Raw genomic sequence first — 22,264 nt, forward strand, 5'->3', positions numbered from 1 at the left:
GGGGCTGCTGTTGAAACTGCTGATTCTCGATCGGGACGGGGTGATCAATTACGACTCCGACGCTTACATCAAGTCGGTGGAGGAGTGGATTGCGCTCCCGGGCTCGATCGAAGCCATCGCGCAGTTGAGCAAGGCCGGCTGGACGGTAGCGGTGGCTACCAACCAGTCGGGCATCGCTCGCGGCTATTACGACATTGCCACCCTGGATGCCATGCACGAGCGCTTGCGCTCGCTCGTGGCGGAGCAGGGCGGTGAAGTCGGGCTGATCGTCTATTGCCCGCACGGGCCGGACGATGGCTGCGATTGCCGCAAGCCAAAACCCGGGATGTTGAAAACCATCGCCGCCCATTACAACGTATCGCTGACCAATGTTTGGTTTGTCGGCGATACCCTTGGTGACCTGGAAGCCGCCAAAGCCGTCGATTCTCAGCCAGTTTTAGTAAAGACCGGGAAAGGCGAAAAGACTTTGGGCAAAACCCTACCGGTGGGCACCTTGATTTTTGACGATCTGGCGGCGATCGCCGCAGAACTTATCCACAATTAGAGTGCTTCTGATATTCCTGGCCAAGGATTGATCGGGAGTGCGCTTTAAACAGGCGGGCAATGCCCGCAACGGTAAACGTTGCCATGTCGATAATGCAGGCCATCAGAACCTTCCTCTTTTACCTGCTACTGGGCACCACGTCTTTGCTCTGGTGCAGCCTGAGTTTTTTTATCGCGCCTTTTCTGCCCTTCAAGGCGCGTTATCGCTTCATCAATGTGTACTGGTGCCGCTGCGCCTTGTGGCTGAGCAAAGTCTTTCTGGGCATCAGTTATGAAATCAAAGGCGCCGAGAATGTGCCGGACCAACCCTGCGTGATTCAGTCGAACCACCAAAGTACCTGGGAGACTTTTTTTCTCTCCGCGTATTTCCAGCCCTTGAGCCAGGTGCTCAAGCGCGAGCTGCTCTACGTTCCGTTCTTCGGCTGGGCCATGGCCATGCTGCGGCCCATCGCGATTGACCGCGATAATCCGAAAGCCGCGCTCAAGCATGTGGCGAAGAAGGGCGATGAGCTGCTCAAAGATGGCGTCTGGGTGCTGATCTTTCCGGAAGGAACTCGCGTTCCCTACGGAACTATCGGCAAGTTCTCACGCGGTGGTACCGCGTTGGCGGTCAACGCCGCACTTCCAGTGCTGCCGATTGCGCACAATGCCGGCAAGTTTTGGCCGAAAACCGGTTGGGCGAAGAAGCAGGGCGTCATCACCGTGATCATCGGCGCGCCGATGTATGCCGAAGGGAGCGGGCCGCGAGCCGTTGCCGAACTGAACGACCGGGTTCAAGCCTGGAACGAGCAGATGCAACGGGAAATGGGGTCGCTTCCAGCCGCCCCGGCAGCCCCGACTTCGTCGGATCAAATGGCTGTCTGAGATTTTGTGGATAACCTGTGTACCGTTTTCCTGAAAAACGTCGGATTTAGTTTGTAGGTCTATGATTTTTATACATATTTCATAAATTCATAAAACACCGAAAAAGGTGCATAAGTTTTTCCGGACGCAAAAAAACCGGCTGATATAGCCGGTTTTTTTATGCCCGGGTTTGCTAGGTTTCAGGCTTCGCACGAAGGACCCGTGGGGGCTGCTTTCACAGAATCGCAGAAATAAAAAAGGCCAACGCTGAGCGTTGGCCTTTTTCGTTTGGCAGGTTCGCTGGTGTCGACGGGCAACATAAATGTCATCCGTCACGCTATAAAAATCAATGAGTTAAGAACGAATTGGGCAAGATTAATGACATGAACGCGTCAAACAAGATGTCATCTTCCGTCAAACGAGCGCAACTTATTGTCATTTTCCGCAAGCCAGAAAAACTGCGCGCTGACCGCACTACATCTCCGCTACGCCGCCCACTTAAAGAGAGTTCAATGCGCAACCCAGATTGACAAATTGGCAATTTCCCTAAGGTTACAGGGATTCCATTCAGCATGGAACAGGCATTTTTCGAGCCCGATTGCTAACTGGCTTTGTCGTCCACACCAGTCTTTTAAAAGCAACGCAATTGAGCCGGAGGAGTCAGCAAACCTGTACCCCATGACCTTGTAACCAGACAGGCATCTGCTCAATGCCTTGTCACCATCAGGTCATAAAGCAACGCTAGGCTGAATAGAATGGGCCGGAATTTTCTGGTCTAGAGGAGGCCTGCCTTGTCCTCTCCGTCAATGCGAAAAAGACCAGAAGACTGCTCCGACGGCTTGATAGCGGCTGCGGAATACGTTCGCATGTCGACTGATCACCAACGCTATTCCACCGAAAACCAATCGGCTTCCATTCATGCTTACGCCCTGAGCCATGGCATGGATATCGTAAAAACCTATCGCGATGAAGGCAAAAGCGGCTTAGATATCGGGGGCCGCGATGCTCTGCGTAGGCTGCTTGATGACGTCCAAGCGGGAAATACTCAGTTTCAAGTCATTCTGGTTTATGACGTAAGTCGCTGGGGGCGTTTTCAGAACACTGACGAGAGCGCGCATTATGAATACCTCTGTACCAGCTCCGGCATTCAGGTCGTGTATTGCGCCGAGCCCTTCGAGAACGATGGTTCTCCTATGGCAACGATTTATAAAGGCATCAAGCGATCAATGGCGGGGGAGTACAGTCGCGAACTCTCTCAGAAAGTTTTCGCTGGCCAATGCCGCCTTGTGGAAAAGGGTTTCCATCAGGGCGGGCCCGCAGGGTATGGACTGCGCCGCGCTCTGATTGATGAGAAAAATGAGTTCAAGGCAGAACTGTGGCGGGGGCAGCAAAAAAGCATTCAGACGGACAGGGTCATCCTGATTCCTGGGCCTGAAGCTGAGATAGAAATCGTTCAACACATCTATCACCGATTCATCCACAACGGGATGAACGAACGCGAAATTGCTAACGCACTTAATGCTGACGGCGTGCTCACCGACTTTGATCGTCCTTGGAGCCGTAGCAGCGTCCACGAGGTGCTGACCAATGAGAAATATATTGGCAACAACGTATACAACAAAACATCATCCAAGCTACGCAAACGTAGCAGCCGCAACCCACCCGACAAGTGGATACGCTGTGATGGCGCATTTCAAGGAATTGTTTCACTAGAGGTTTTTACCTGCGCTCGCGAAATCATCCTGCAGCGTTCACACCGCCTAGATGATACTCAAATGCTAGAACTGCTCCGCGCCTTACTTCAACAGGCAGGATCATTATCTGGGATGCTCATTGACGAGCAGGACAACATGCCCTCCAGCACTGTTTACATAAGTCGTTTTGGCGGACTTTTACGCGCCTATACCCTCATCGGTTACGCACCAAACCGAGATTATCGATATTTGGATATCAATCGGTCTCTACGACAACTACATCCACAGGTTTTTGAAGACGTAATAAAACACTTGGAAAACGCTGGAGCGAGTGTAGAAATCAGTGCTCAGAATGACGTATTAACAGTTAACGGTGAGTGGACGGCATCTGTAGTTATCGCCCGCTGTCACTCAACTCCGGCAGGCACTCTTCGATGGAAACTGAGATTCGACATTAGCCTGGCACCAGATATCACCATTGCTGTGCGCATGGAGCGAGTAAACCTTCAAGTCCGGGACTATTACCTCGTTCCACTTATAGACATGGGCGCCTGGCCACAGAAAATGGCAGAAGAAAACAGTCCTCTGATAGACAGCTACTGTTTCCAAACTCTGGATGTACTTGATGGGCTTGCTGCCCGCTGCTCTCTGAAGGAGGCTTGCCAATGACCGTCCCCTTAACCACACGCGACCGTATCGCACTTATACCTATCACAGAAATTCACATACTTAACCCGCGAACGAGAAACAAGAAAATCCACCATGAGCTTATCGAAAATATCAAAACAGTCGGACTCAAACGCCCGATTACTCTCAGTCGCAGAGTGTCACCTCAAGGGTCTTTCAACTATGACCTTGTATGCGGACAAGGTCGTTTAGAAGCGTTCCTGGCTCTAGAGGCTACTGAGATTCCAGCTTTCGTGATCGACGCGGCGGAAGAAGATTGCCTTGTCATGAGTTTGGTGGAAAACGTTGCGCGAAGGCAACATCGTCCGATCGACCTTATGAATGAAGTGGGGCGCTTGAAAGGCCGAGGCAAAACAGATGCGGAAATCGCAACCATAATTGGTAGTACATCCTCATGGGTCAACATGATTGTTAATCTGATTGAGCGAGGTGAAGAAAAACTCCTCTCGGCTGTTGAAACAGGGCTGATCCCATTGAGCATGGCGACAGATATAGCTCGGAGCAGTGAAAGTGATATTCAAGATTTACTCACCGACGCTTACGAACGAGGGATCAGAGGAAAGAAAATCACCAAACTACGGCACCTCCTGGAGCTCCGGGCCAAGAAGGACAAGCTTGTACGCGGAAATCCCTTGGGCGTTAGCCAAAATAAGAAAAAAAGGCTTACCCCAACTGACTTGAGGCATTTGTTTGAGCGGGAGGCTGAGCGGCAGCGTTTGATGGTGAAAAAAGCAGCATTTACTCACGACCGTGTTGTTTTCTCAATCCAAGCTATAAAAGAGCTTTTGGCCGTCAGTGATTTCGAAAAGCTACTTGCTACAGAACACCTAGATTCGATGCCAAAGCTGATACAGGCTAGACTATCGAATGGAGGAGGCTTGTGATGTCTAACCGAAAATTAAGCCCTGATAAAACACAGCCAATATATGTTCCCAACAATGCTTTTCTGGACGAATGCGTTCGAGTCGAAATCATTAATATTCTGCCGCTGAAGGTCTTACGTCCTGCGGTCAAAGAGAGTACTAAGTATCATCAAATTCTTGCCTCTATCCAAGATGTAGGACTAGTGGAGCCGCCAGCTGTCACACCTGCACCGGGCACCAGTGGACAATATTTCCTGCTCGATGGCCATCTGCGCATTGAAGTGCTGAAAGATTTAGGCGAGCTGAAAGTCGATTGCTTGGTAGCAACTGACGATGATACTTATTCATACAATAAACGTACTAACCGATTATCCGCTGTCCAAAGTAACAAAATGATCGTACGAGCAATGGAACGAGGCGTGTCAGCCGAAAGGCTTGGTAAAGCCCTCGGGCTATCACCGCAAACCATCAGGCAGAGATTTCGCCTGCTTAATGGTATTTGCGCAGAGGTCGTAGCCCTTTTGGGTGACACGGACTGCCCGGCCAATGTATTTAACCTTTTACGGCAGATGAAACCCTTAAGGCAAATCGAAGCAGCAGAACTGATGATTGGGAACAAAAACCTATCGGTTCTCCTTGCTAAAGCACTATTAGCGGCCACACCACCCGACCAGCTCGTGATGACAAAAAATCCTTCTCAAGATCATCAGGTTTCTGCGGAGTCCATGGCACGCTTGGAGCGCGAGCTAGCTGCCTTGCAGATGCAGATCAAGACAGTCGAAGAGGACTATGGGCCTGATGTCCTTCATTTGACGGTTATAAAAGGCTACCTGACCAAGCTTCTCGCCAACGCTGCCGTTGTGCGGTGGTTAGCTCGGCACCAACCAGAGTACCTGAAAGAATTCCAGTCCATTGCCGAGTTGACCGAACTGCCTTGGGCAGACAACGGGCCCGAAGATGATTCACAGAGCACCACTGCCGAGGGTTGATGGTGCCAACCGGATGTATCCAGATGCTATTCGTATTCGATATACCTCGTTGGAGGGACATTGGATCATCCAATGGAGCATAGGCGCACGTCGTAATGTGGAAGCCGAGATTCCGTCTTGGAATTATGGCTCACGAATAATTATTGGATTTTAATAATTCGGCATAAAATCTTTGGCCTCGGCCAGACAGGTCGTTTGAATGAGCACGCAAGCGGCTCATAAGACACAGAGCCAGCCGAAGCAATCCTCAGCCACGACCCGCTCAACGGCGAACTATAGGTCGGTTGACCCGTTGATCCGCTGCATGCCACCAGGTAATGAGAAAGACGCAGTTCGCGTCCCGTGAACCGGGTTACCGTCGATTCTTCGCAAGGGTTCCCCGTCTGTACTGTTGTAGGCACCGGGTATCATTAATTTGAAAGAATGATTGTCACTGCAACCGCTCTGGCGTCAGATGAATGCCCTTTGAACGAAGCCTGAGGAATGTTTGCAGCGACTGTCGGCCACCCTTACGATGAAAACTGGCAATCACATAAAAGCTTCCGCTGACTGTCCGCAGTGCCCAAAACGAGCCATAGCGGTCTGCATGGAGAATGTCAGAGGTTCGTAACCTGTGACCGTCTTGGAAATATCCTACTCGACTTGCCTTCACATGCCGGTACATTACGCCATATCCGCTGCAGGACACGATGATGACATTGGTAAGAAAAGCCGTAACCAGCTCAGGAAAATAGCAGCTATAAGCCCGAGCCAGGCGGCATCTGGAGTAGCGGGAAAGGCTATCCACTGAACCTCTCCTCGATTAAACCGTTACCACTAAACCAGCATCGAAACCGGTATCTTCATTTGGATACCCACGCGGATTGCATACCACTCTGGTGCCTTCAACGTCATAGTCCACCGCTGTGTGTGAATGGCCATGTACCCACAAATTGGCCCGATCGCTACCCATGAGATGCTCCCAACGATTTGCATAGGCAGCATCCATATGACCACCAGCATGAGGGTTGTCCTGAAGGGATCGTAGCGAAGGAGCATGGTGTGTGATCACCACCGTCGCGCCGTCGTATGGCTCTTTCAGTCTCGCCCACAACCACTCTCGCGCATTCACAGACCTCTCAACCAAGTCAGTTGGCCGAATACGCCGGTAATTTTCGGTACGGATTTGCCGAAAATCGTTCATTAGATTTTGGGCGCTTATGGATGCCAGTGGAGCGTTGCCGGTAGCTGAAAAATCCGTCCACGCTGTGGCACCCAGAAAGCGGACGCCTTCTATGACGACCTGTTCGAGATCAAGAATCTGGACATGACTGTCACATGCCAAGCGCATTTTCTCCAGCGTCTTGGTGAGATGACCACCGTAGTACTCGTGATTGCCAGGCACATACAGCACAGGGCAGGTGAAAGCTTTACCGGCCCAAGCAACCCCACGGGTTTTGATATCAATATCGCCGGCCAGGATCACCAAATCCACATCCAGTTTTGACGGTAGGTAGGGCTCAAACTCGTTGTGTAAATCGGAGAGCAGGTGAATGCGCATCGTCTTTTCCTCAAACGGTCACTGAGTGGCGGGGCGTCTGACATGGGCAAGCTGTCATGGGCGAACTTGTCGATGATCATCCTTCAACTCGGTCAGCTAGATAGGCCCCGAGCAATTTCATACAGCTCTAGAGGACGCGCTCTAGGACATCAGGCGCTGAAATCTTGCGCATCCCACCGCCTAGCAGCACGTAAACCGTGCGGCACGTCTTGAAGAGAAACCCATCTTGGAAAACGTGTAGCGGTGAGGTTCGAACAAAGTCACCACACCTCCACTGATCGGTACTGTCATGTATGACGGTATGGGCATATAAAATCACGGGCTGACAACGGGCTTCTTGCAGATCTGCTCGCTGCACATCGCTAACATCCAAATCGACCCAAACCCAATCCCGGACTAAGCAAAAAGGCGCCTGCGGACAATGTTGCCGGACGTACGCAATCGCCTCATCGTTCTTCATTTCGGAACCAGACATTGGCTGGCCTGGCCCATAAAGCACTTCAACCACATCACTGAGGTAATGCATTTCAGACTCTCCATGCGCCAGCTGGCGCCGGTTACGTTGTCGCACAGGCGGCTAACACTGGATAAAATCCACCTGGGCCATTTGATTAGCCAAATCTCGGATAGTGGGCTTACGCAGTTGAGCTCCGCGTGCCAAGTCAGCACTCCGCAATAACAGGCCACGATGAGCTCCTCCTGCTTCCTGAGGCGGAACAATGCATTCGATCTTCGCGGGCCGGAGGGACTGGAGCAAATAGGGCGTTTTGGTCTCAAGCTGCTTGGAGATCTCAGCAGTTGGAACGTATGTCAGAAGAAAACGAACAAGCGCGGATACAGGCACTACATCTCGCTTAGCTTTGCCATGTTTCTCTTCGACAGCATTAAGGTATCCGCCCTGAATCCATTTCTTGATCACTGCAGGTTTCCACCCTGATATCTGGGCCAAGTGGTCTACGCTGAGCGCGACATCCGGATTGTTGTCTCGAACACGCTGTTCGATTTCGGCCTGATCGAACTGGAAGCCTGCCAGCCCATGGAGAGCTGGCACATGCCCCGTCGGGCAGATCGTTCCCTGCAAAATGTCCTGGAGCACCGCGACAATCTTGGCATTGGATATGCCGTGTCTTACCGAAATGTCCTGAATTCCGATGGGGAGAGAAACCCGAGCTTTCTTACGCACCCGTTTAATCAGCTGGGCAACAACTGCGTCAATCTCGGTAGCTAAAAATTCGCCCGCGACTAACACAGGCCGCTCATCACGTTTGTACCGGCGGAGGCCTCCGGCTTGCACGACACGCTCAAAAAATACCTTTGAGACGTTCAGTCGACGGCGAGCCTCGGTTGCGGAAAGGTATTCAGCACGTGCTGACGCGATCTGATCAAGCGTAGAGCGGTGAATGGCGACAAAGCGACTCTTACCTTCCTGGTGAACCCTCCCGATCACAGCTTGCTTGATCACTAGGTTGGCCAGAATATCTGGAGCAACTCCTAACAAGCGCGCCGCCTCTGCCGCTGAGAACCACTGCATCGCTTCAGCGTTATCAGGCCCAAACATCATCGCGCGCGTGTTGAGCCCTAAGCGCCCGTCAAAGTGTTCAGCCACTTGTGCCTTGAACTGATCTCGAACGAAATCAAAGCTGGAGGATGAGTAGGTGCTGAATAACTCCCTGTACCAAGATCCAATCCGTTCGGCGAGACCAACGCCATGGCCTGAGCGAAGTTGGTTTTGCATGGCCGCATCAAAACGTGCTGGCCAATCACTCAGCAACGACTCCAAACAACCCACCATCACCAGCGAATCTTGCAAAGGTGAAGAACTGCTGAAGCGAGGTTTAGCCATCGGCAAACCGCTTCGTTGAGCTTGGTGCTTCGCAAGTAGCGTTAAGAAGTCAGGCAACAGCGGTTCGAATCCCTGACGGCGGCAAATCTCGGTAAACCCTTTGTGCTCGCCGACACCCGCATCAGCCATCAGTGCGGATAATTTCATTGCGAACTCTGAAGCTTGGACGCTAACAGCAAGCCGTAGATCATACCCGCAGTCACAAAGCTCTAGCGTCCGTCGGTGGTAACTGATCGGTTTCTCGCAGTCGGGGCAGTTCCCAAGCAGCACAGTGCCATGGGTGGGGCAAGCTGTAACCAGCAAATGAGACCAAGCATCTTTAGCATATCCATCGGAGGCCAAGCACTCTGGACAGACCGGTGAATGGCCATTGCGAAGGTAGCTGGGTTGACCAAGGTAATGCGTTTGGCCGATGAGAGTTGTACTGAGCTGTTCCTCATTCAGCTCAAAGCATTCGCAGATTTGAGCGAGCTCTGGCGACGAGTAAGCGGCTGTTAACTTGAGCCCTCGTTCGCCCAACAGCGCCTGAGCGCAACCATAGCCGTTGAGCTCCGCTTTTCGCATCAAGAGAGAGTTCAGACTTTCACCTGGTTGGAGGGCCACATTTTGGAAAAACGACATGTATGTTGCCCTCTACAGCCGGGGAATAGGGAGATGAGCTTCACGCAACACCTTCACATAAGCGGCGTTCAAATCGTGATCCGAAATGACGGTGCCAGGTGTAAACGGGTTGCCAGAAAAAGGCTGGTCATTGACTGCGTTACGGTAGGCCTTAGCTAGACATCTAACGTCAATTATCTTGTTGGCATTATTAGTCTCGGCATGGCTGAAGAGATCGACCAACATACCGAAGCGGCCTAAGGAGGAGGCATAAAGGGACTTGATAGCTACATCACCACTTAGCTCGAATATCCAGCCTTGTTCACTGTACGCAGCAGCCACAAGCGCAATACCCGCAGCAAAATCTTGGCGATCAGCAGCACTAATCCACGAGTAGGGGTAGATCAGCTCAGTAGCCAAACTGCGACCACGTAATTGCTCATTTAGCCCCAGCAAGCGCTCAGCAGCAGGAAGGCCAAGCAAAACGAGAGAGATGTTAAGTTCATCACTTAATACTTTGAAGAAATCAGCTAGAGCCCTTACTTTTTGTGGGCTGTGTAGCTCTGCCAGATGTTGTACTTCATCGACGATGATCGCCCTGACTTTCGCAATCTCTAGCTGGCGCAACGCTTGATCGTACAAATCCGGTGTGCTGCATTTGCTCAGTACCCTACCACCGAGGCCACGGATAATACTTAGCGTGAGAGCACGCTGATTGGGTTCCGTTGGGGCTGTGACGCGGATCAGCGGCTTACAGATTTTGCCGTTCACCTCCTGCGTGGGAAAGTCTGCCATCAGTGCCTGAGCGACTTCTCCTTTGCCTATTCGGCTGGGGCCGAACATCGGCAAGATTTGCCGCTCACCGGCAAGGGAGGCTTCAATGACTTGAAAGGCGCGCTGATATGACCTCAACATCCGGCCATGGAAAAAGCCCTCAGAACGAATCACCTTAATGACTTCATTCGCCATCATTTTTTCCTCCGGTGGGGCGCAACTACGATTTCTGTCGGAGCAGCAGCGAGAACGGTTTCAGCAATCGGCAATTGTTGCTCAGGAGCGATCGCCGCAGCGTTGGCTTTATCGACTGTTCGTTGAGCTCTTTGATTCTCGCGAATCTTGCCCTTTGGACGTTTCTGCGCATTGGCATCTTCGATAATATTTATATGATTGATGACGTAATCTTCCCCAGACAATTCGAAGTCTGACTTATAATGTGCCTTACGGATTTCCTTAGCCTGTTCAAAACTAATAGCAGGCATGTTCGGGTTCTTATTTTGAACCGTGACCCACTCTTTCAAGCCAAGGTCATAAATATGAACCGACCGACAGTCAAGTGGATTAATGCACACATCTACCTTCACCGTAGAGTTTGTTTTAAAAAGCGCTGAAACATACTCGTTCTGATAGAACTGGCGCTGATAGTTAATACCTTCACGAGTGATACTTAATTTCACTTCTAAGTAATGACGACAGGCTTCCATCAATTCTTCAGCCGAAGGGGCTGGAAAAACTACGTACTCCTGGCTCAGACGAGTCAACGCCTGCAATGGAGTAAACTCCTGACCAAACTTTTCGGACAAGCGATCACTCTTCTTAATATGATATGAATCCGTAATCCAGCGGATGATGACTTCGTTAAGTTTTTCGATGGTCAAGGTCGCAGATTTTTGTGCGTCTTCCAGACCATGCGTTTCCCGCTTGTCATGTGATTTCTTGGCGCCTGGCAGTTTCTTGATCAGCATCGTGTTCAACGTGCCAAAAAAACGCTCAATAAACGGTTTCTGGTAGGGGGCACCGGCAACACAGTACTCCAACATCATACCCAGGTGTTGCGACGCTTTAACGATCATAGGGCCATGGCAATCTGACCCGTTATCCAGAACCAATGTGCGGATATCTGCCGGGGCGGGCCACTCATGCACACAGCTCCATTGCGTTCTAAATGGCTCTCCCTTGGGGCTAAAAGCAAACTGTAGGGATTGCATCAACCCGACCTGGCTTGCTGCCTGAATGGTGAGGTGAATTCCAACAATGGTCATTGTTGCTGTATCAATCAAAGCATAGAAGGTAGGGCAACCAATTACGTTGCCAGAGGCATCGACAATGAAGATGTCCAAAACCGTAGAGTCACCCTCTACGCGGGCATAAGGCTCTTTGACATCAAGATAGCTACAGGCATTTCGCATAATCAAACGAAAGGTGCGGGGGTTCAGCCGACCTTTGATATTTTTCAGATTTAGTCTCGCAATGAATCGGCCTACCGTACGCCTAGACACACCGCCAAGTTCAACACCGATCTCAGCTGACTTTTCTGAACACCGAATATTAATTGCATGAACAATATCCTGAATGCTAAACCTACTGCTACTGCAATACTTTGACTCGATGACGTTAAGAATGATTTCTTGAACCTCGGGTTCCATCGATAACGAATGATGAACCCCACGATCCGAAAAATGTGCAGCTAAGCAGTTTGGCGAATACGACTCTTTATAAATTCTCCAGTATCGTTCAATTGATCTTCTTGACGGTACAGTACGATGCAAGCCATATCGCCTTTGGATCTCAATGTAGATATCCTTCCAAGTAAAATCCTCAATCAGCTGCTCTACAACTCTGATGTACTCCTGCCGCTCATCTCTAGATTTAATTTCTGTGGGACTCAAGATTCGAGGTTCAAAAACCTCTTCTACCCCACATGGGGTTTCAATACGCACGATCGAGCGTAGATCCCCCGAAGCGACTGTATTGCGAAAGTCGTCATCCTGGTAGACATGAGACTCACCTAGCTGCCCAATCAGGACTACTTGCCGTGCTTTGGTATTAATCGTTCCAATTACATACGAACGACCATCTGCTCCGATGACCGTAGCGCCAACCCTGTATCGACGCGAGCTGATGAGCCCTTCATTAACGGCAGCCATCTCAGATGTCCATTAGCTTCAGATGATCCAACGAGCCATGCGCTGCATTAACCCAGCCATCCCCCGAGAAAACATTCTCCGACAAGTCCGCGCTCAGCACCCCATATGCCAATCCAAAAAAAATGTCCGCATTAGATAGTGCCCCAGATTCTTTAAGCTCAAGGGTCGGCCACCGCTTACGATTTTTTAACGCGATGCCTACCTTTTCACAGGCACCTGCCGCGCGTTCCTTTTGAGCAGGACTAAGCGCCTTTTTCAAATTTTCCAGATTGGAGATGAACACCGGAGAGAATTTCTCCTCGGTGAAGGTGATAAATTGCTTGCCATATGTGGCCAAGATGCGTTCAGCCCGAGCATGCTTATCCGCGTGCTTCTCTAAGAAAGCGCTGGGTTTGCTCTCGCAGATAAAGATCTGTCCGTCATGCCGCTCAATTTCACTGTCAGCAGTGTAAGCCACAGCCTTTTTACCGTCTTTCTTGGGCAAGTCCTGTCGGCTAGTAAGCAGATTTTCGTTTTCCAGGTCGACACAGATTGACTGGTCGGATATCCGCGTGAATCCAGGCATGAGGCTGAGAAGCAGCAAGTGGTTGCGCTCAAGAAAACTCTCGCCCGCGACAATCCCATTCGCGTTGCGATCCGTCGGCACGATATAAGCTCGGCGACCCCGTTTGGTACGCTTGGCAACGTCACGTACAGGCTTAACGCCCTTATTTCTGACGGGCATAACACAACTCCAAAATCTTAAGAAAGCACCGTCAATGCGGTGTGCACCATGGCGATGCTTGACGCCGTAAGCGCCAAACCCCAAACTCCGACTGGATTCTGTAGAGTCCAAACAATCGGCGTATAGGAATACTGCTGGCCGGCCAGCCTGTCAATAGTTTTCCGTCCAAACAAAAGGGGTTGGCATGGGTAGAAAAGTGGACACCACCTGGTACGGCACCTATTTGGAAGCAATCGCCTTCGAAAACCTCTCGGGAGATAAGTCCGTAGGCACACCAGAGTTGGCAGATCATCTGGGTGTGAAGCCAAAAACACTTGCACGAATAAGGTCTGCAGGCCGCTTCATCCATGAGGTGCTACCTGGGGTAAAGCCAGAACAAATTCAGTGCGGTTACGCCTCGTTAGAGCTGTTATCTAAGTTATGGGGAGCCGATCCCTCGGGCGCGCAGTCTCGATTGGAAAGTGTCCTGGCCAACAGGACTAAGCTGCCTGAGCTAGAACAAGCTATTCGTCGGGTCAAGCTTGGCGAAAAAAAAAGCTCCACAGAAAGCAACCTAGTCGGGCCGTCTCAGCTTGGTTTTATGGCGCGAATGGATGCCTGGGTAGCATCGTCAGATTTGGTGCATTTCGATTCGTATCGGGGTACAGCGTTCAGACTCAAACCAAGCCTCGGCTCCTGTCCTGGATATTTTATCCACACAAAAAACGGACAACCGAGCGCCCTCGTCCTTTGCAAACAGGGAAGCGGCTGGCGGGATCCTGCCGGTGTTGCTAGGGAACTGTATGAGCATGCAGTGGCTCGCAGGCACACAGCCCCAGCGATTTGGTATGTCTTTGAAAAAGACAGTGCCGTGCTTCAGCATCTCGCAGAGCTAAGCATCTGGTGGGGTGGCTCGCCTACTAGTGACGATCCATGGTTACTCTTGGCCTATCTGACCGAATCAGGGAAGCTTGAGGTGCTTTTTGAGGAATACTTCTCCAACCTGATTGGCAGCATGACAGAGGGCGGAGGTGCGCTTCGGCCAAATGATCTGATCGCCACTGGGGAAGCTATGGATGGCAGCAAGGCATGCATCACAATTCCTTTACGGAACATCCAGCCTATATCTGCAGCGACGAAACATCGTCCGTACTCCGAAGTACTTCGAGAGCGCTTACGGGCGATTGCCGGGCAAGGTCATGCAACGTCGGATCAAATTGACCGATTGGCTGCTATTGACCTAGGTCTCTGACCTGCATCGGCTAAGCGTTACCGGTGCTGCACAACTGTAGATGTAACTGGGAGATCAAGGCGATCGGCTTTCAAACACGGAGTGCTTGAAAGCCATCAAATCGCGAAAGTCAGATGGCGATCCTGCTCCAGTCCGGTTTAGATAATGCCCTTTAATTCCGAGGGCTATTGGCCCGTCTCGATCACAGCGTTGGGAATCCCCGATCATCCACACCTTGCAGGCGTCTACAGCCAACTCAGTCAGCACTGCCTCGTAGATACGCCGATCTGGCTTGAGCGACCCTAACTCATAGCTGAAGCCGTAGCCATCCAACCCCGGAAAGATCCGCTCAATAGCCGCACCATAGGGCTGGGCCAGATTTGAACAGACCGCCACTTTCAGACCACGCGCTTGCAGTGCCTCAATGCAGGCGAGGGCGTCGGCGAAGGGTTGGATGCTAGCGACCTCGGCATCAAGTTCGGCTTGGATTCGCGCAAGCTCTGCCGGTGTTACATCAATACCGAAATGGTCAGCGGCCTGTGCAAGACCCCAAGAATGGCGCATTAGCATTGACGCATCATCCGGCTTAGGTCGCCGCCCTTGGGCGATACCCAGCTTTAGAAGCTGGCGAAAGGGATGGCGCGCGTTCTCGATCCGTATGACGGTACCGAACGCATCAAAGATGGCCGCTTGGACATGGCTCATACCGCATACTCCTTCCAGAACATCGAACGCCAGAAAATCAATACCTTCGAGAAAGCCAGCCTTTTGCTGCGCCGAAGCTACTTTTCTGCAGGGCAAACCTAATCAGGCCTATAATGCACGGCTAGCATGAGGTCAACCTATGGCAAGCGCCGATCAGCTCAAAGCACTGCTGAAATCCCACATTACTGGCGATGACAGCCACTTCTTCTCCGTCGCGATGCAGGTTGCAGCGCACGAGGCAAAGCTCGGCCACGGAAAACTGGCAGAAGAGCTCAAAGCTCTGATCGATGCAGCGAAAGCTCGGCCCTCTTCAAAAGTACTAAACAAAACGATCCCTATCAGCCAACCTCGTGGTGAGTTGGTCGGACTTCTCCAGGCCTCTTATCCACAAACTCGACTTTCCGACATGATCCTGGACGACCAGGTTGCTATGCGTTTGCATCGGATCATCAAAGAGCAGCAGAACCATACGAAGATCCGTGCACATGGGCTTTCACCTCGCCGGAAACTGTTATTGGTCGGGCCGCCAGGCACTGGCAAAACACTGACCGCCTCTGCATTGGCAGGTGAGTTGGGTGTTCCGCTGTTTGTTGTGCGACTTGATGCCTTGATCACCAAATTCATGGGGGAGACCGCCGCCAAACTGCGTCAGGTCTTTGATGCCATAACGGAAGTACGCGGTGTCTATTTTTTTGACGAGTTCGATGCCATCGGTTCGCAACGTGGCCAGGCAAATGACGTCGGCGAGATACGGCGCGTTTTGAATAGTTTTTTGCAAATGCTGGAGCAGGATCAGTCCCACAGTCTGGTAATCGCGGCTACAAACCACCCCGAGATTTTGGACTACGCCTTGTTCCGTCGGTTTGACGACATGATCCAGTACGGACTTCCCGAAGCAGAGCAAATCATTGCAGTGCTAAAGAATCGTTTATCCGCCTTTAAACCGAAACGGTTGGCTTGGTCAAAGCTCGCAGATAAAGCCAGCGGTCTGAGCTATGCCGACGTGGCACGGGCGGCAGACGATACCCTCAAAGATGCAATTATTCATGACCGTGCATCGATCACGGATTCTGATGTCTTAAATATGTTGGAAGAACGGAAGCTGATCAGTAAGAAAACACTAATCGATACATAATTCGAAGAGCAGTATCGCGATGACGGATCAACGCAGAGAAAACCTCCCGCATCTATTTCCCCAGAATACATCATCCGCAGAGCCCTTCACCTCCCATAGGGTTCCGGTAAGGCCTCCACCGCTTCCTGCACGTGATCGTGCCATGCACGGCAATGCTTTGCGAGAACAGCTCCAGCAGCTTCGGCCTGTTGCGGAGCAGGCGAAAGAAGAACAAGTGGCACTTGGAATCCAAGACGGCGTGGGTCTCCGAGTTCAGTTTAAAAGCTTCGACGATATCAAGCTCGCTTTTGAAAGTTTGGCAAATAAACCCAATGGGATCGAGCTTCTCAATTATAAAGAAGAAGGAGAAAGAGGCTTTGCGACCGTTTTCGTCCCGGATGGCAAGCTCGATTATTTTGAACGGGTCATCATCGAGTACCTTGATGATCGTAAAGGTTCTACAGGTCGAAGCCTTGACCATAAAGCCCTAGTCAACACGATTCAATCCATCCATGTGGCTCAACTAGAGGCGCTGTGGACGGATGCTCCAGCATTTTTTCCTACAGACGAAAACGAGATTATATGGTGGGAGGCTTGGTTACCCGTCAGGGATAATCGCGACCTGGTAGCTGCAGGCTTCATGCAGGCCGCTCAGCTACTTGGTATTCGAGTACTGGAGGGAAGGCTTAATTTCCCAGAACGAACAGTGCTGACAATCCAATGCAGCAAAGCACAGCTACAGCAGTCAGTTCTGACTCTTAACAGCATCGCTGAACTACGCAGGGCAAAGGAAACGGCAGATTTTTTTGATTCGTTTACACCTGCAGAGCAGCACGAATGGGCTGCTGAACTTCTAGGCAGAACAACCTTCACCGCCTCAAAGCATACTCCGCACATCTGCATTCTTGATACGGGTGTGAACCACGGCCACCCACTTTTAACTCCAGCACTTGTGGAACCAGACCTTCACACTATCGAGCCGGATTGGGGTGTTGATGATCGCCATGGCCATGGCACCAGCATGGCTGGACTAGCCCTTTATGGCGATTTAACCCATACATTAAGATCAGCGGAACCTCTGATCATTGAACATCGCCTTGAGTCTGTGAAGCTGCTACCAAGCGACGGAGCAAATGCTGGAGATGAGAAGAATTTCGGGTTCAATACAGTCGAAGCTGTATCCAGGGCTGAGATAACTGCGCCCCTAAGAACACGATTGTTCAGCATGGCAGTCACTACCGTGGACGGTCGAGATCGGGGCCGCCCGTCATCCTGGTCATCGGCTCTCGATCGGCTTGCCTTCGACGCAGATGCACAGGGTGCAAGCCCACGACTATTCGTTGTATCGGCAGGTAACATTCGAGAATCCAGCGAATGGATGGACTACCCAAGCAGCAATACGTTGATGGGCATTTGTGACCCTGCACAGGCTTGGAACTCATTAACTGTGGGGGCATTTACAGATCTGGTAGAGCTCCCACCAGGCCTGAGAGCTGTTGCCGCAAAGGGCGGCCTCAGCCCCTTCAGCACGACGTCGCAGAATTGGATTAACCATTATCCCCTGAAACCCGACGTGCTCTTCGAGGGAGGTAATCTGATCCATGATGAGTTGTTGGGCCCTGCTACAGCAGGGGAGCTATCACTGCTGACCACCCATAACCACCCAGTCGACCGCCATCTCACCTTAGCCACTGCCACCAGCGCTGCGACGTCGCTTTGTTCCCGGATGGCGGCTCAGTTAATGGCCGCATACCCAGGGCGCTGGCCTGAAAGCATTCGGGCTTTGATCGTTCATTCTGCTGAATGGACTGATGCGATGAAGCAGATGTTTCTTCCGCAAAATCGTAACCCAACAAAACAGGATTACGAACGTCTGGTTAGGCATTGTGGCTTTGGCGTGCCCAGCCTGGAGCGTGCCCAATGGAGCGCATCTAACTCGCTGACGCTGATTGTCGAGGACACCCTCCAACCCTTTAAGAAGTTGAGAGGGAAAGATCCCTCTCCACGAGAAATGCACCTGCACAAGCTACCCTGGCCTAAGGACGAACTTGAAGCATTGGGGGCAACCGACGTTGAGATGACCGTCACGTTGTCCTACTTCATCGAACCTAATCCATCCGCCCGCGGAAGATCTCGCTATCGATATGAATCCCACGGTCTTCGCTTCGACGTAAAACGCCCAACGGAGGATGTCCCTCGGTTCAGAGCCAGGGTAAATGCCGCTGCGCTCGACGATGAAAATGGAGTGCCGAACCATGACAACGACCCGGCGTGGACTCTAGGTAAACAGAAACGCCATCGTGGCTCGCTTCATCAGGACACTTGGAAAGGCACTGCAGCTGAGCTAGCAAGCCGTGGCTATCTTGCCGTGTACCCATCATTAGGATGGTGGAAGACTAGGGGGGCTTTGGAGCGATATGACAGCCCGGCACGATATGCGCTAATTATTTCGATCAAAGTCCCTGAGGTTGATACTGACATTTACAGCGTAATCGCTGCCAAGATCACTCCAGAAAATGTCGTTCTGGTGTAACGGTATGATCCGCATAGGCAGCTGGGGAGAAGCTTATGCCTTGCATCGGAGGACGGACTTTGTACTTAACCCCAGCTCTGTGGGCCGAAATTTGAGTCACGGTGGATGACGACAGCATTTGTGCCATAGGTGATTTCGAGCGCATGGCCCTTCAATGCTGCCCTCAGATCGTCCTGAAATGCCTCCTTGATACGCTCACGGGAAGCAACCTCGTAAAGCTGGGCCCAAGGTAATGTCCATACATTCAACGTTTTCTTTTTCATAAAACCGTCGATATCGGTGGCAATAACGTGAGCACTTTTAGCCATTTCCAAGCGTTCCTTTGCGATTGATTTCTTTCGTATCGATTTCTAAGCGATCGTACTGGGGTCACCCTGAGATATCAATACGCCATCAGCATTACAGCGTGTGTGGGCCCCCCAACGAGCTGGTCACGTCAGGACATAGAACAGCCAAAGACTGAGAGATCAGAAAATCGCCGGCAATCACAAGGAGTACTCATGTGTAATGCATGGAATCACCCCAAAAACTGCAGCTGCGGCTGGGGCGGTGATGGACACCCAGGACGATCCACTAATGCCTATAACGCGCAAGCGACTCACGGCGCCTGGTTAATTTCGCTTACCAATACCTATCACAGTTACGTCAATCCCAACGCCGGCTGCCCGGTGTGCGGGACTGCAGTGTTCTTTTATCAATCGCCCAGTGGTGGCCGAGTTTTCTTCGACGAGTTGGGCCCTCCTTGGCCAAAACACCCCTGCACCGACACTATCACCCCTCCAGCGAAAGCTCCTCACTCATCGAGGATGACAGGTCAGTCAACCGTTTACGCATGGCAGCGTGCCGGATGGCAACCGTTCATTATCGAGGCGGTCGTGGGCATCGACAAAGACTACCTTAAGCTGACCGGAGTCCGTCAGGGGCAGCACCTGTTCCTCTATCTAAGGCGGCTCGTGACACACCATCAACACCATCAGGCGCTGTCCGAGCACAACCTAGCGCAGATTAAAACCCTAGGCGACGGCCACTTTCAGCTGTCGATCCTTCTCACGCAGGGGTCTCCGATCACCCTCGACGTGTACGCTCTGCTTGCCCAAGCGAGAGAAGGCCGAAGTACATCGGTTGGGTCGGCGAGACCCACACTCACAGATAAGCGAACGGCATCGTTGAATAAGCCGTCCAATCCACGACGGCCCAACGTCCAGCGTGAACCGAAGAAATCGACTGAACGCGCGCCAGCGACCACGGCCATGGCGTTAGCCTTTTGTAAGGCTCAGGAACGACAGGGCCATTCCTAAGCTCTCTACGATTCGCGCTGCACATAATTGGACGTTATGGTCAATCAGCCCCCACGTGGGGGGCGGACACGGTCGACAGCCGCTACCACTCCGGAGACCGGATCTCGGTCATACGCTATAGCAGAAGGGTGGGGCATGGCGTAGCAGTGGAACGAAGGGGCGGCTGATGAAGAAAGCCATTGCGCAGGAAACCCTGGCGGCCCTGGTCGAGACTGGGGCGGCGCGGGAGTTTCGCGTGCTACGCGAGGGCGAGGCCTGGCGCCTGGAACTGCGCCTCGGCGCCAAGTGGCTGCCGGTGCGGTCACGGCGTGAACCGGTGCGCTACTGGCGCTCACTGACCGCCGTTGGGCGGTTCTGCGCAGGCGTGGGCATCAAGATGCTGACGGTCGAACTCTAAGGAAAGTCGCATTAACCGGGTAACTGACCTGTAACCGCCAGGTCTTGCAGTGCCGCAGCGTAGCGATCCAAAAGCGCAACCTGGCTGCGGACTTTGAGTGTATGCAGTCGTTGTTTAAGGCGTTCACCATCGGGATGCGAACAGGCAATCAAGCGTCCTACACGGCCCATCGCACGGCGAACCAAAGGCTCCAGCTCTGTCCACGCCGTACCCTGCGTCGCCTGATCCTCCAACTGTTTTACTACCGCCCGAATCGCCTTACGCTCGGCCTTGGGTATGCCTGGGATTGCGTTAAAGATCGTCAGCCCGGTAACGGTCAAAGACTCGAATCCATTTTTGGAGAGCACCGTTTGTCCGCGCTTGCGAATATGCAACTTTGAACGCTTCTGGTAGCAGCCCTTCTGCGCCAGCATGTGGGTGACCGCCGAGACGATGCTTGTTAGCGCTGATGAATCGATGGGCTTAATGGAGGTGATGGTGATGTCATCCGCGAACCTAGAATAATTGAATCCCTGCGCATTCAACTTGGCCACCAATGCCGGTTCGATATCCCAGAACACCAGGTTGGCTATATAGCTACTGCTGCTGGCACCTTGCGGCACGACGCCATGACGGGTTGTCAGCAGCGCCAAGATGCCTGCCACCGCCTCGGAAAACCCGAACAAGCCCACGAACAATTGCTGAACATGCTGCGTCTTGATGGAAGGGAAAAAGTCTTTAATGTCCTGAAGCACCACGCACTGGGCACGACCGTGGATGTGTGCATTGGAGTAAATACTGCGGCGTTTAACCGGATCCTTGATCCCGCCATGGAGATAGCCTGGAAAGCGAACGCGAGCCAGCAGTCGATCAACGATCTTGCGCTGAATGGCTTTCAACGGCTCGTAGGCATCATAGGTATCACGGGGAGTGCCGTCTTTCTTGGTTTGCGGCACATGACGGTACAAGTTGGAGCTGCGCCTGGCCAAGCTTTCGAGGAGTTCGGCGGGTTCGCCAAGGGTCAATGACAGCGCCTTTAGGCTGTAGATCGGTTTGAAGGGATAAAGCGGAGCGTCCATTTCCTGTCCCCAAAATGACGTGAGGCCGATCACTGGATCGGCCTCACTAGAATTCGAATGATGTGGTTTGTTGCGTCATAGGAAGAACCCTACATTACTGCAAAGCCAATCCCAAATACTCCCTGAGTGATCCCAGACCCAGATTGCAGAACGGTACAGGATAAATTTTGCCACCGGTTTGGCAACAGCCTTCATCTTGACCCATTTGCGCTGACTCGGTTGCTGGGGAACAGTTTGTACGATGACGCGGGCATCTTCAGTGTTGTGCATGTGCTGATGGATACGAGTATCGACAGCATTCTTTACCTTCTTCATGGTTACAGTTCCTTACGGTGGATTACTCCGCCGCCAGGTATTCCGGGCCGAATGGAACTTTGAAGATGCCGCTACAAACCACAGTTCTGCTTATCAAATCCTTGATAAGCCGTCCGCCGCATTTCTGTCAATTCACCGATGGAGCATCGCTGACAGCCTCGTGACATTTGCCACGAAACCCTCAGCGCTGAGCACATCGGGATGACGACAGGTGTGTGGCGAAGGTAGCTCTGGAGAACACCAAAGCTGGTCAGTTTCCCGACCACCAACTGCAAGCCCGATTCTTAACCATGTTTAAAGAGCACCTGGGCGGTAACACCCAGCACTGATAGTTGTACCTGAGTTCAGACGAGGGATTCAACTGGAAAATGTCACCGGCCATTT

The 22,264-nt window shown here is 52.0% G+C and carries 19 protein-coding genes and 1 pseudogene; 9 read left to right on the forward strand and 11 right to left on the reverse strand.

The window, feature by feature from the left end; translation table 11 throughout:
- Positions 1 to 4 precede the first annotated feature (4 nt).
- The 5 genes from gmhB to FQ185_RS20025 all read left to right on the forward strand — a co-directional run bounded on the left by gmhB (position 5) and on the right by FQ185_RS20025 (position 5,619).
- Positions 5 to 544 carry a D-glycero-beta-D-manno-heptose 1,7-bisphosphate 7-phosphatase gene (gene gmhB / locus FQ185_RS20005; RefSeq protein WP_178113567.1) on the forward strand — a complete coding sequence of 180 codons (540 nt, stop codon included), beginning with the start codon at positions 5 to 7 and terminating at the stop codon, positions 542 to 544.
- Between the two features lie 83 nt (positions 545 to 627).
- The gene (locus FQ185_RS20010) at positions 628 to 1,407 is read left to right on the forward strand and encodes a 1-acyl-sn-glycerol-3-phosphate acyltransferase (RefSeq protein WP_149418939.1); all 780 of its coding nucleotides are present in this window, start codon (positions 628 to 630) and stop codon (positions 1,405 to 1,407) included.
- Between the two features lie 785 nt (positions 1,408 to 2,192).
- Positions 2,193 to 3,749 (forward strand): recombinase family protein, encoded by a 1,557-nt coding sequence (locus FQ185_RS20015; RefSeq protein ID WP_149418989.1) that lies wholly within the window; start codon positions 2,193 to 2,195, stop codon positions 3,747 to 3,749.
- Positions 3,746 to 4,651 (forward strand): plasmid partitioning protein RepB C-terminal domain-containing protein, encoded by a 906-nt coding sequence (locus FQ185_RS20020; protein ID WP_149418940.1) that lies wholly within the window; start codon positions 3,746 to 3,748, stop codon positions 4,649 to 4,651. Before FQ185_RS20015 ends, FQ185_RS20020 begins: the two co-directional genes overlap by 4 nt.
- Positions 4,651 to 5,619: a plasmid partitioning protein RepB C-terminal domain-containing protein gene (locus tag FQ185_RS20025; protein WP_149418941.1), complete on the forward strand. Its 969-nt coding sequence runs from the start codon at positions 4,651 to 4,653 to the stop codon at positions 5,617 to 5,619. Before FQ185_RS20020 ends, FQ185_RS20025 begins: the two co-directional genes overlap by 1 nt.
- A gap of 802 nt (positions 5,620 to 6,421) precedes the next feature.
- Here FQ185_RS20025 and FQ185_RS20035 read toward each other — a convergent pair.
- The 7 genes and pseudogenes from FQ185_RS20035 to FQ185_RS20060 form a co-directional block, all read right to left on the reverse strand.
- Positions 6,422 to 7,159 (reverse strand): metallophosphoesterase, encoded by a 738-nt coding sequence (locus FQ185_RS20035; RefSeq protein ID WP_057444991.1) that lies wholly within the window; start codon positions 7,157 to 7,159, stop codon positions 6,422 to 6,424.
- Between the two features lie 127 nt (positions 7,160 to 7,286).
- Complete coding sequence (locus tag FQ185_RS31115) at positions 7,287 to 7,685, reverse strand: hypothetical protein (protein WP_149418942.1); 399 nt, start codon at positions 7,683 to 7,685, stop codon at positions 7,287 to 7,289.
- Between the two features lie 51 nt (positions 7,686 to 7,736).
- Entirely contained in the window at positions 7,737 to 9,149 is a 1,413-nt protein-coding gene (locus FQ185_RS20045; RefSeq protein WP_256730457.1) for a hypothetical protein, read from the reverse strand.
- Between the two features lie 129 nt (positions 9,150 to 9,278).
- A pseudogene (locus FQ185_RS30695) lies at positions 9,279 to 9,623 on the reverse strand (TniQ family protein); the annotation flags it as partial.
- 12 nt (positions 9,624 to 9,635) lie between these two features.
- Positions 9,636 to 10,574: a TniB family NTP-binding protein gene (locus FQ185_RS20050; protein WP_178113566.1), complete on the reverse strand. Its 939-nt coding sequence runs from the start codon at positions 10,572 to 10,574 to the stop codon at positions 9,636 to 9,638.
- Complete coding sequence (locus tag FQ185_RS20055; RefSeq protein ID WP_149418944.1) at positions 10,571 to 12,526, reverse strand: DDE-type integrase/transposase/recombinase; 1,956 nt, start codon at positions 12,524 to 12,526, stop codon at positions 10,571 to 10,573. Before FQ185_RS20055 ends, FQ185_RS20050 begins: the two co-directional genes overlap by 4 nt.
- Position 12,527: 1 nt before the next feature.
- Positions 12,528 to 13,250 carry a hypothetical protein gene (locus FQ185_RS20060; protein WP_017684566.1) on the reverse strand — a complete coding sequence of 241 codons (723 nt, stop codon included), beginning with the start codon at positions 13,248 to 13,250 and terminating at the stop codon, positions 12,528 to 12,530.
- 184 nt (positions 13,251 to 13,434) lie between these two features.
- Between FQ185_RS20060 and FQ185_RS20065 the strand changes: the two genes are divergently transcribed.
- Positions 13,435 to 14,481 carry a hypothetical protein gene (locus tag FQ185_RS20065; RefSeq protein ID WP_149418945.1) on the forward strand — a complete coding sequence of 349 codons (1,047 nt, stop codon included), beginning with the start codon at positions 13,435 to 13,437 and terminating at the stop codon, positions 14,479 to 14,481.
- A 54-nt stretch (positions 14,482 to 14,535) separates the two neighbouring features.
- Here the strand turns inward: FQ185_RS20065 and FQ185_RS20070 are convergent, their stop codons facing one another.
- On the reverse strand, positions 14,536 to 15,165 hold the full coding sequence (locus tag FQ185_RS20070; RefSeq protein WP_149418946.1) for an HAD family hydrolase: 630 nt from the start codon (positions 15,163 to 15,165) through the stop codon (positions 14,536 to 14,538).
- A gap of 139 nt (positions 15,166 to 15,304) precedes the next feature.
- Between FQ185_RS20070 and FQ185_RS20075 the strand changes: the two genes are divergently transcribed.
- A complete protein-coding gene (locus tag FQ185_RS20075; protein WP_149418947.1) occupies positions 15,305 to 16,300 on the forward strand; it encodes an AAA family ATPase in 996 nt (331 codons plus the stop codon).
- Between the two features lie 142 nt (positions 16,301 to 16,442).
- Positions 16,443 to 18,812 (forward strand): S8 family peptidase, encoded by a 2,370-nt coding sequence (locus FQ185_RS20080; RefSeq protein ID WP_256730449.1) that lies wholly within the window; start codon positions 16,443 to 16,445, stop codon positions 18,810 to 18,812.
- A 65-nt stretch (positions 18,813 to 18,877) separates the two neighbouring features.
- Here the strand turns inward: FQ185_RS20080 and FQ185_RS20085 are convergent, their stop codons facing one another.
- Positions 18,878 to 19,120, reverse strand: coding sequence for a hypothetical protein (locus FQ185_RS20085; RefSeq protein WP_044423196.1), 243 nt, complete (start codon positions 19,118 to 19,120; stop codon positions 18,878 to 18,880).
- Between the two features lie 1,156 nt (positions 19,121 to 20,276).
- Between FQ185_RS20085 and FQ185_RS20095 the strand changes: the two genes are divergently transcribed.
- Complete coding sequence (locus FQ185_RS20095) at positions 20,277 to 20,507, forward strand: hypothetical protein (RefSeq protein WP_149418949.1); 231 nt, start codon at positions 20,277 to 20,279, stop codon at positions 20,505 to 20,507.
- Positions 20,508 to 20,518: 11 nt separating this feature from the next.
- On the opposite strand, the gene FQ185_RS20100 is transcribed toward FQ185_RS20095, so the two are convergent.
- A complete protein-coding gene (locus FQ185_RS20100) occupies positions 20,519 to 21,565 on the reverse strand; it encodes a reverse transcriptase family protein (protein WP_149418950.1) in 1,047 nt (348 codons plus the stop codon).
- 75 nt (positions 21,566 to 21,640) lie between these two features.
- Positions 21,641 to 21,880, reverse strand: a complete 240-nt coding sequence (locus tag FQ185_RS20105; RefSeq protein WP_065348735.1) for a hypothetical protein — start codon at positions 21,878 to 21,880, stop codon at positions 21,641 to 21,643.
- Positions 21,881 to 22,264 lie beyond the last annotated feature (384 nt).

Source organism: Pseudomonas sp. ANT_H12B (assembly GCF_008369325.1).
GTDB lineage: Bacteria > Pseudomonadota > Gammaproteobacteria > Pseudomonadales > Pseudomonadaceae > Aquipseudomonas.

What these genes read in the sequence shown, in the direction of transcription:
- FQ185_RS20080 (WP_256730449.1), top strand. Translation starts at nt 16,443, where the DNA reads ATGCACGGCAATGCTTTGCGAGAACAGCTCCAGCAGCTTCGGCCTGTT.
- FQ185_RS20105 (WP_065348735.1), bottom strand. Translation starts at nt 21,880, where the DNA reads ATGAAGAAGGTAAAGAATGCTGTCGATACTCGTATCCATCAGCACATG.
- FQ185_RS20010 (WP_149418939.1), top strand. Translation starts at nt 628, where the DNA reads ATGTCGATAATGCAGGCCATCAGAACCTTCCTCTTTTACCTGCTACTG.
- FQ185_RS20025 (WP_149418941.1), top strand. Translation starts at nt 4,651, where the DNA reads ATGTCTAACCGAAAATTAAGCCCTGATAAAACACAGCCAATATATGTT.
- FQ185_RS20035 (WP_057444991.1), bottom strand. Translation starts at nt 7,159, where the DNA reads ATGCGCATTCACCTGCTCTCCGATTTACACAACGAGTTTGAGCCCTAC.
- FQ185_RS20020 (WP_149418940.1), top strand. Translation starts at nt 3,746, where the DNA reads ATGACCGTCCCCTTAACCACACGCGACCGTATCGCACTTATACCTATC.
- FQ185_RS20075 (WP_149418947.1), top strand. Translation starts at nt 15,305, where the DNA reads ATGGCAAGCGCCGATCAGCTCAAAGCACTGCTGAAATCCCACATTACT.
- FQ185_RS20045 (WP_256730457.1), bottom strand. Translation starts at nt 9,149, where the DNA reads ATGAAATTATCCGCACTGATGGCTGATGCGGGTGTCGGCGAGCACAAA.
- FQ185_RS20060 (WP_017684566.1), bottom strand. Translation starts at nt 13,250, where the DNA reads ATGCCCGTCAGAAATAAGGGCGTTAAGCCTGTACGTGACGTTGCCAAG.
- FQ185_RS20100 (WP_149418950.1), bottom strand. Translation starts at nt 21,565, where the DNA reads ATGGACGCTCCGCTTTATCCCTTCAAACCGATCTACAGCCTAAAGGCG.
- FQ185_RS20015 (WP_149418989.1), top strand. Translation starts at nt 2,193, where the DNA reads ATGCGAAAAAGACCAGAAGACTGCTCCGACGGCTTGATAGCGGCTGCG.
- FQ185_RS20065 (WP_149418945.1), top strand. Translation starts at nt 13,435, where the DNA reads ATGGGTAGAAAAGTGGACACCACCTGGTACGGCACCTATTTGGAAGCA.
- FQ185_RS20085 (WP_044423196.1), bottom strand. Translation starts at nt 19,120, where the DNA reads ATGGCTAAAAGTGCTCACGTTATTGCCACCGATATCGACGGTTTTATG.
- FQ185_RS20095 (WP_149418949.1), top strand. Translation starts at nt 20,277, where the DNA reads ATGAAGAAAGCCATTGCGCAGGAAACCCTGGCGGCCCTGGTCGAGACT.
- FQ185_RS20055 (WP_149418944.1), bottom strand. Translation starts at nt 12,526, where the DNA reads ATGGCTGCCGTTAATGAAGGGCTCATCAGCTCGCGTCGATACAGGGTT.
- FQ185_RS31115 (WP_149418942.1), bottom strand. Translation starts at nt 7,685, where the DNA reads ATGCATTACCTCAGTGATGTGGTTGAAGTGCTTTATGGGCCAGGCCAG.
- FQ185_RS20050 (WP_178113566.1), bottom strand. Translation starts at nt 10,574, where the DNA reads ATGATGGCGAATGAAGTCATTAAGGTGATTCGTTCTGAGGGCTTTTTC.
- FQ185_RS20070 (WP_149418946.1), bottom strand. Translation starts at nt 15,165, where the DNA reads ATGAGCCATGTCCAAGCGGCCATCTTTGATGCGTTCGGTACCGTCATA.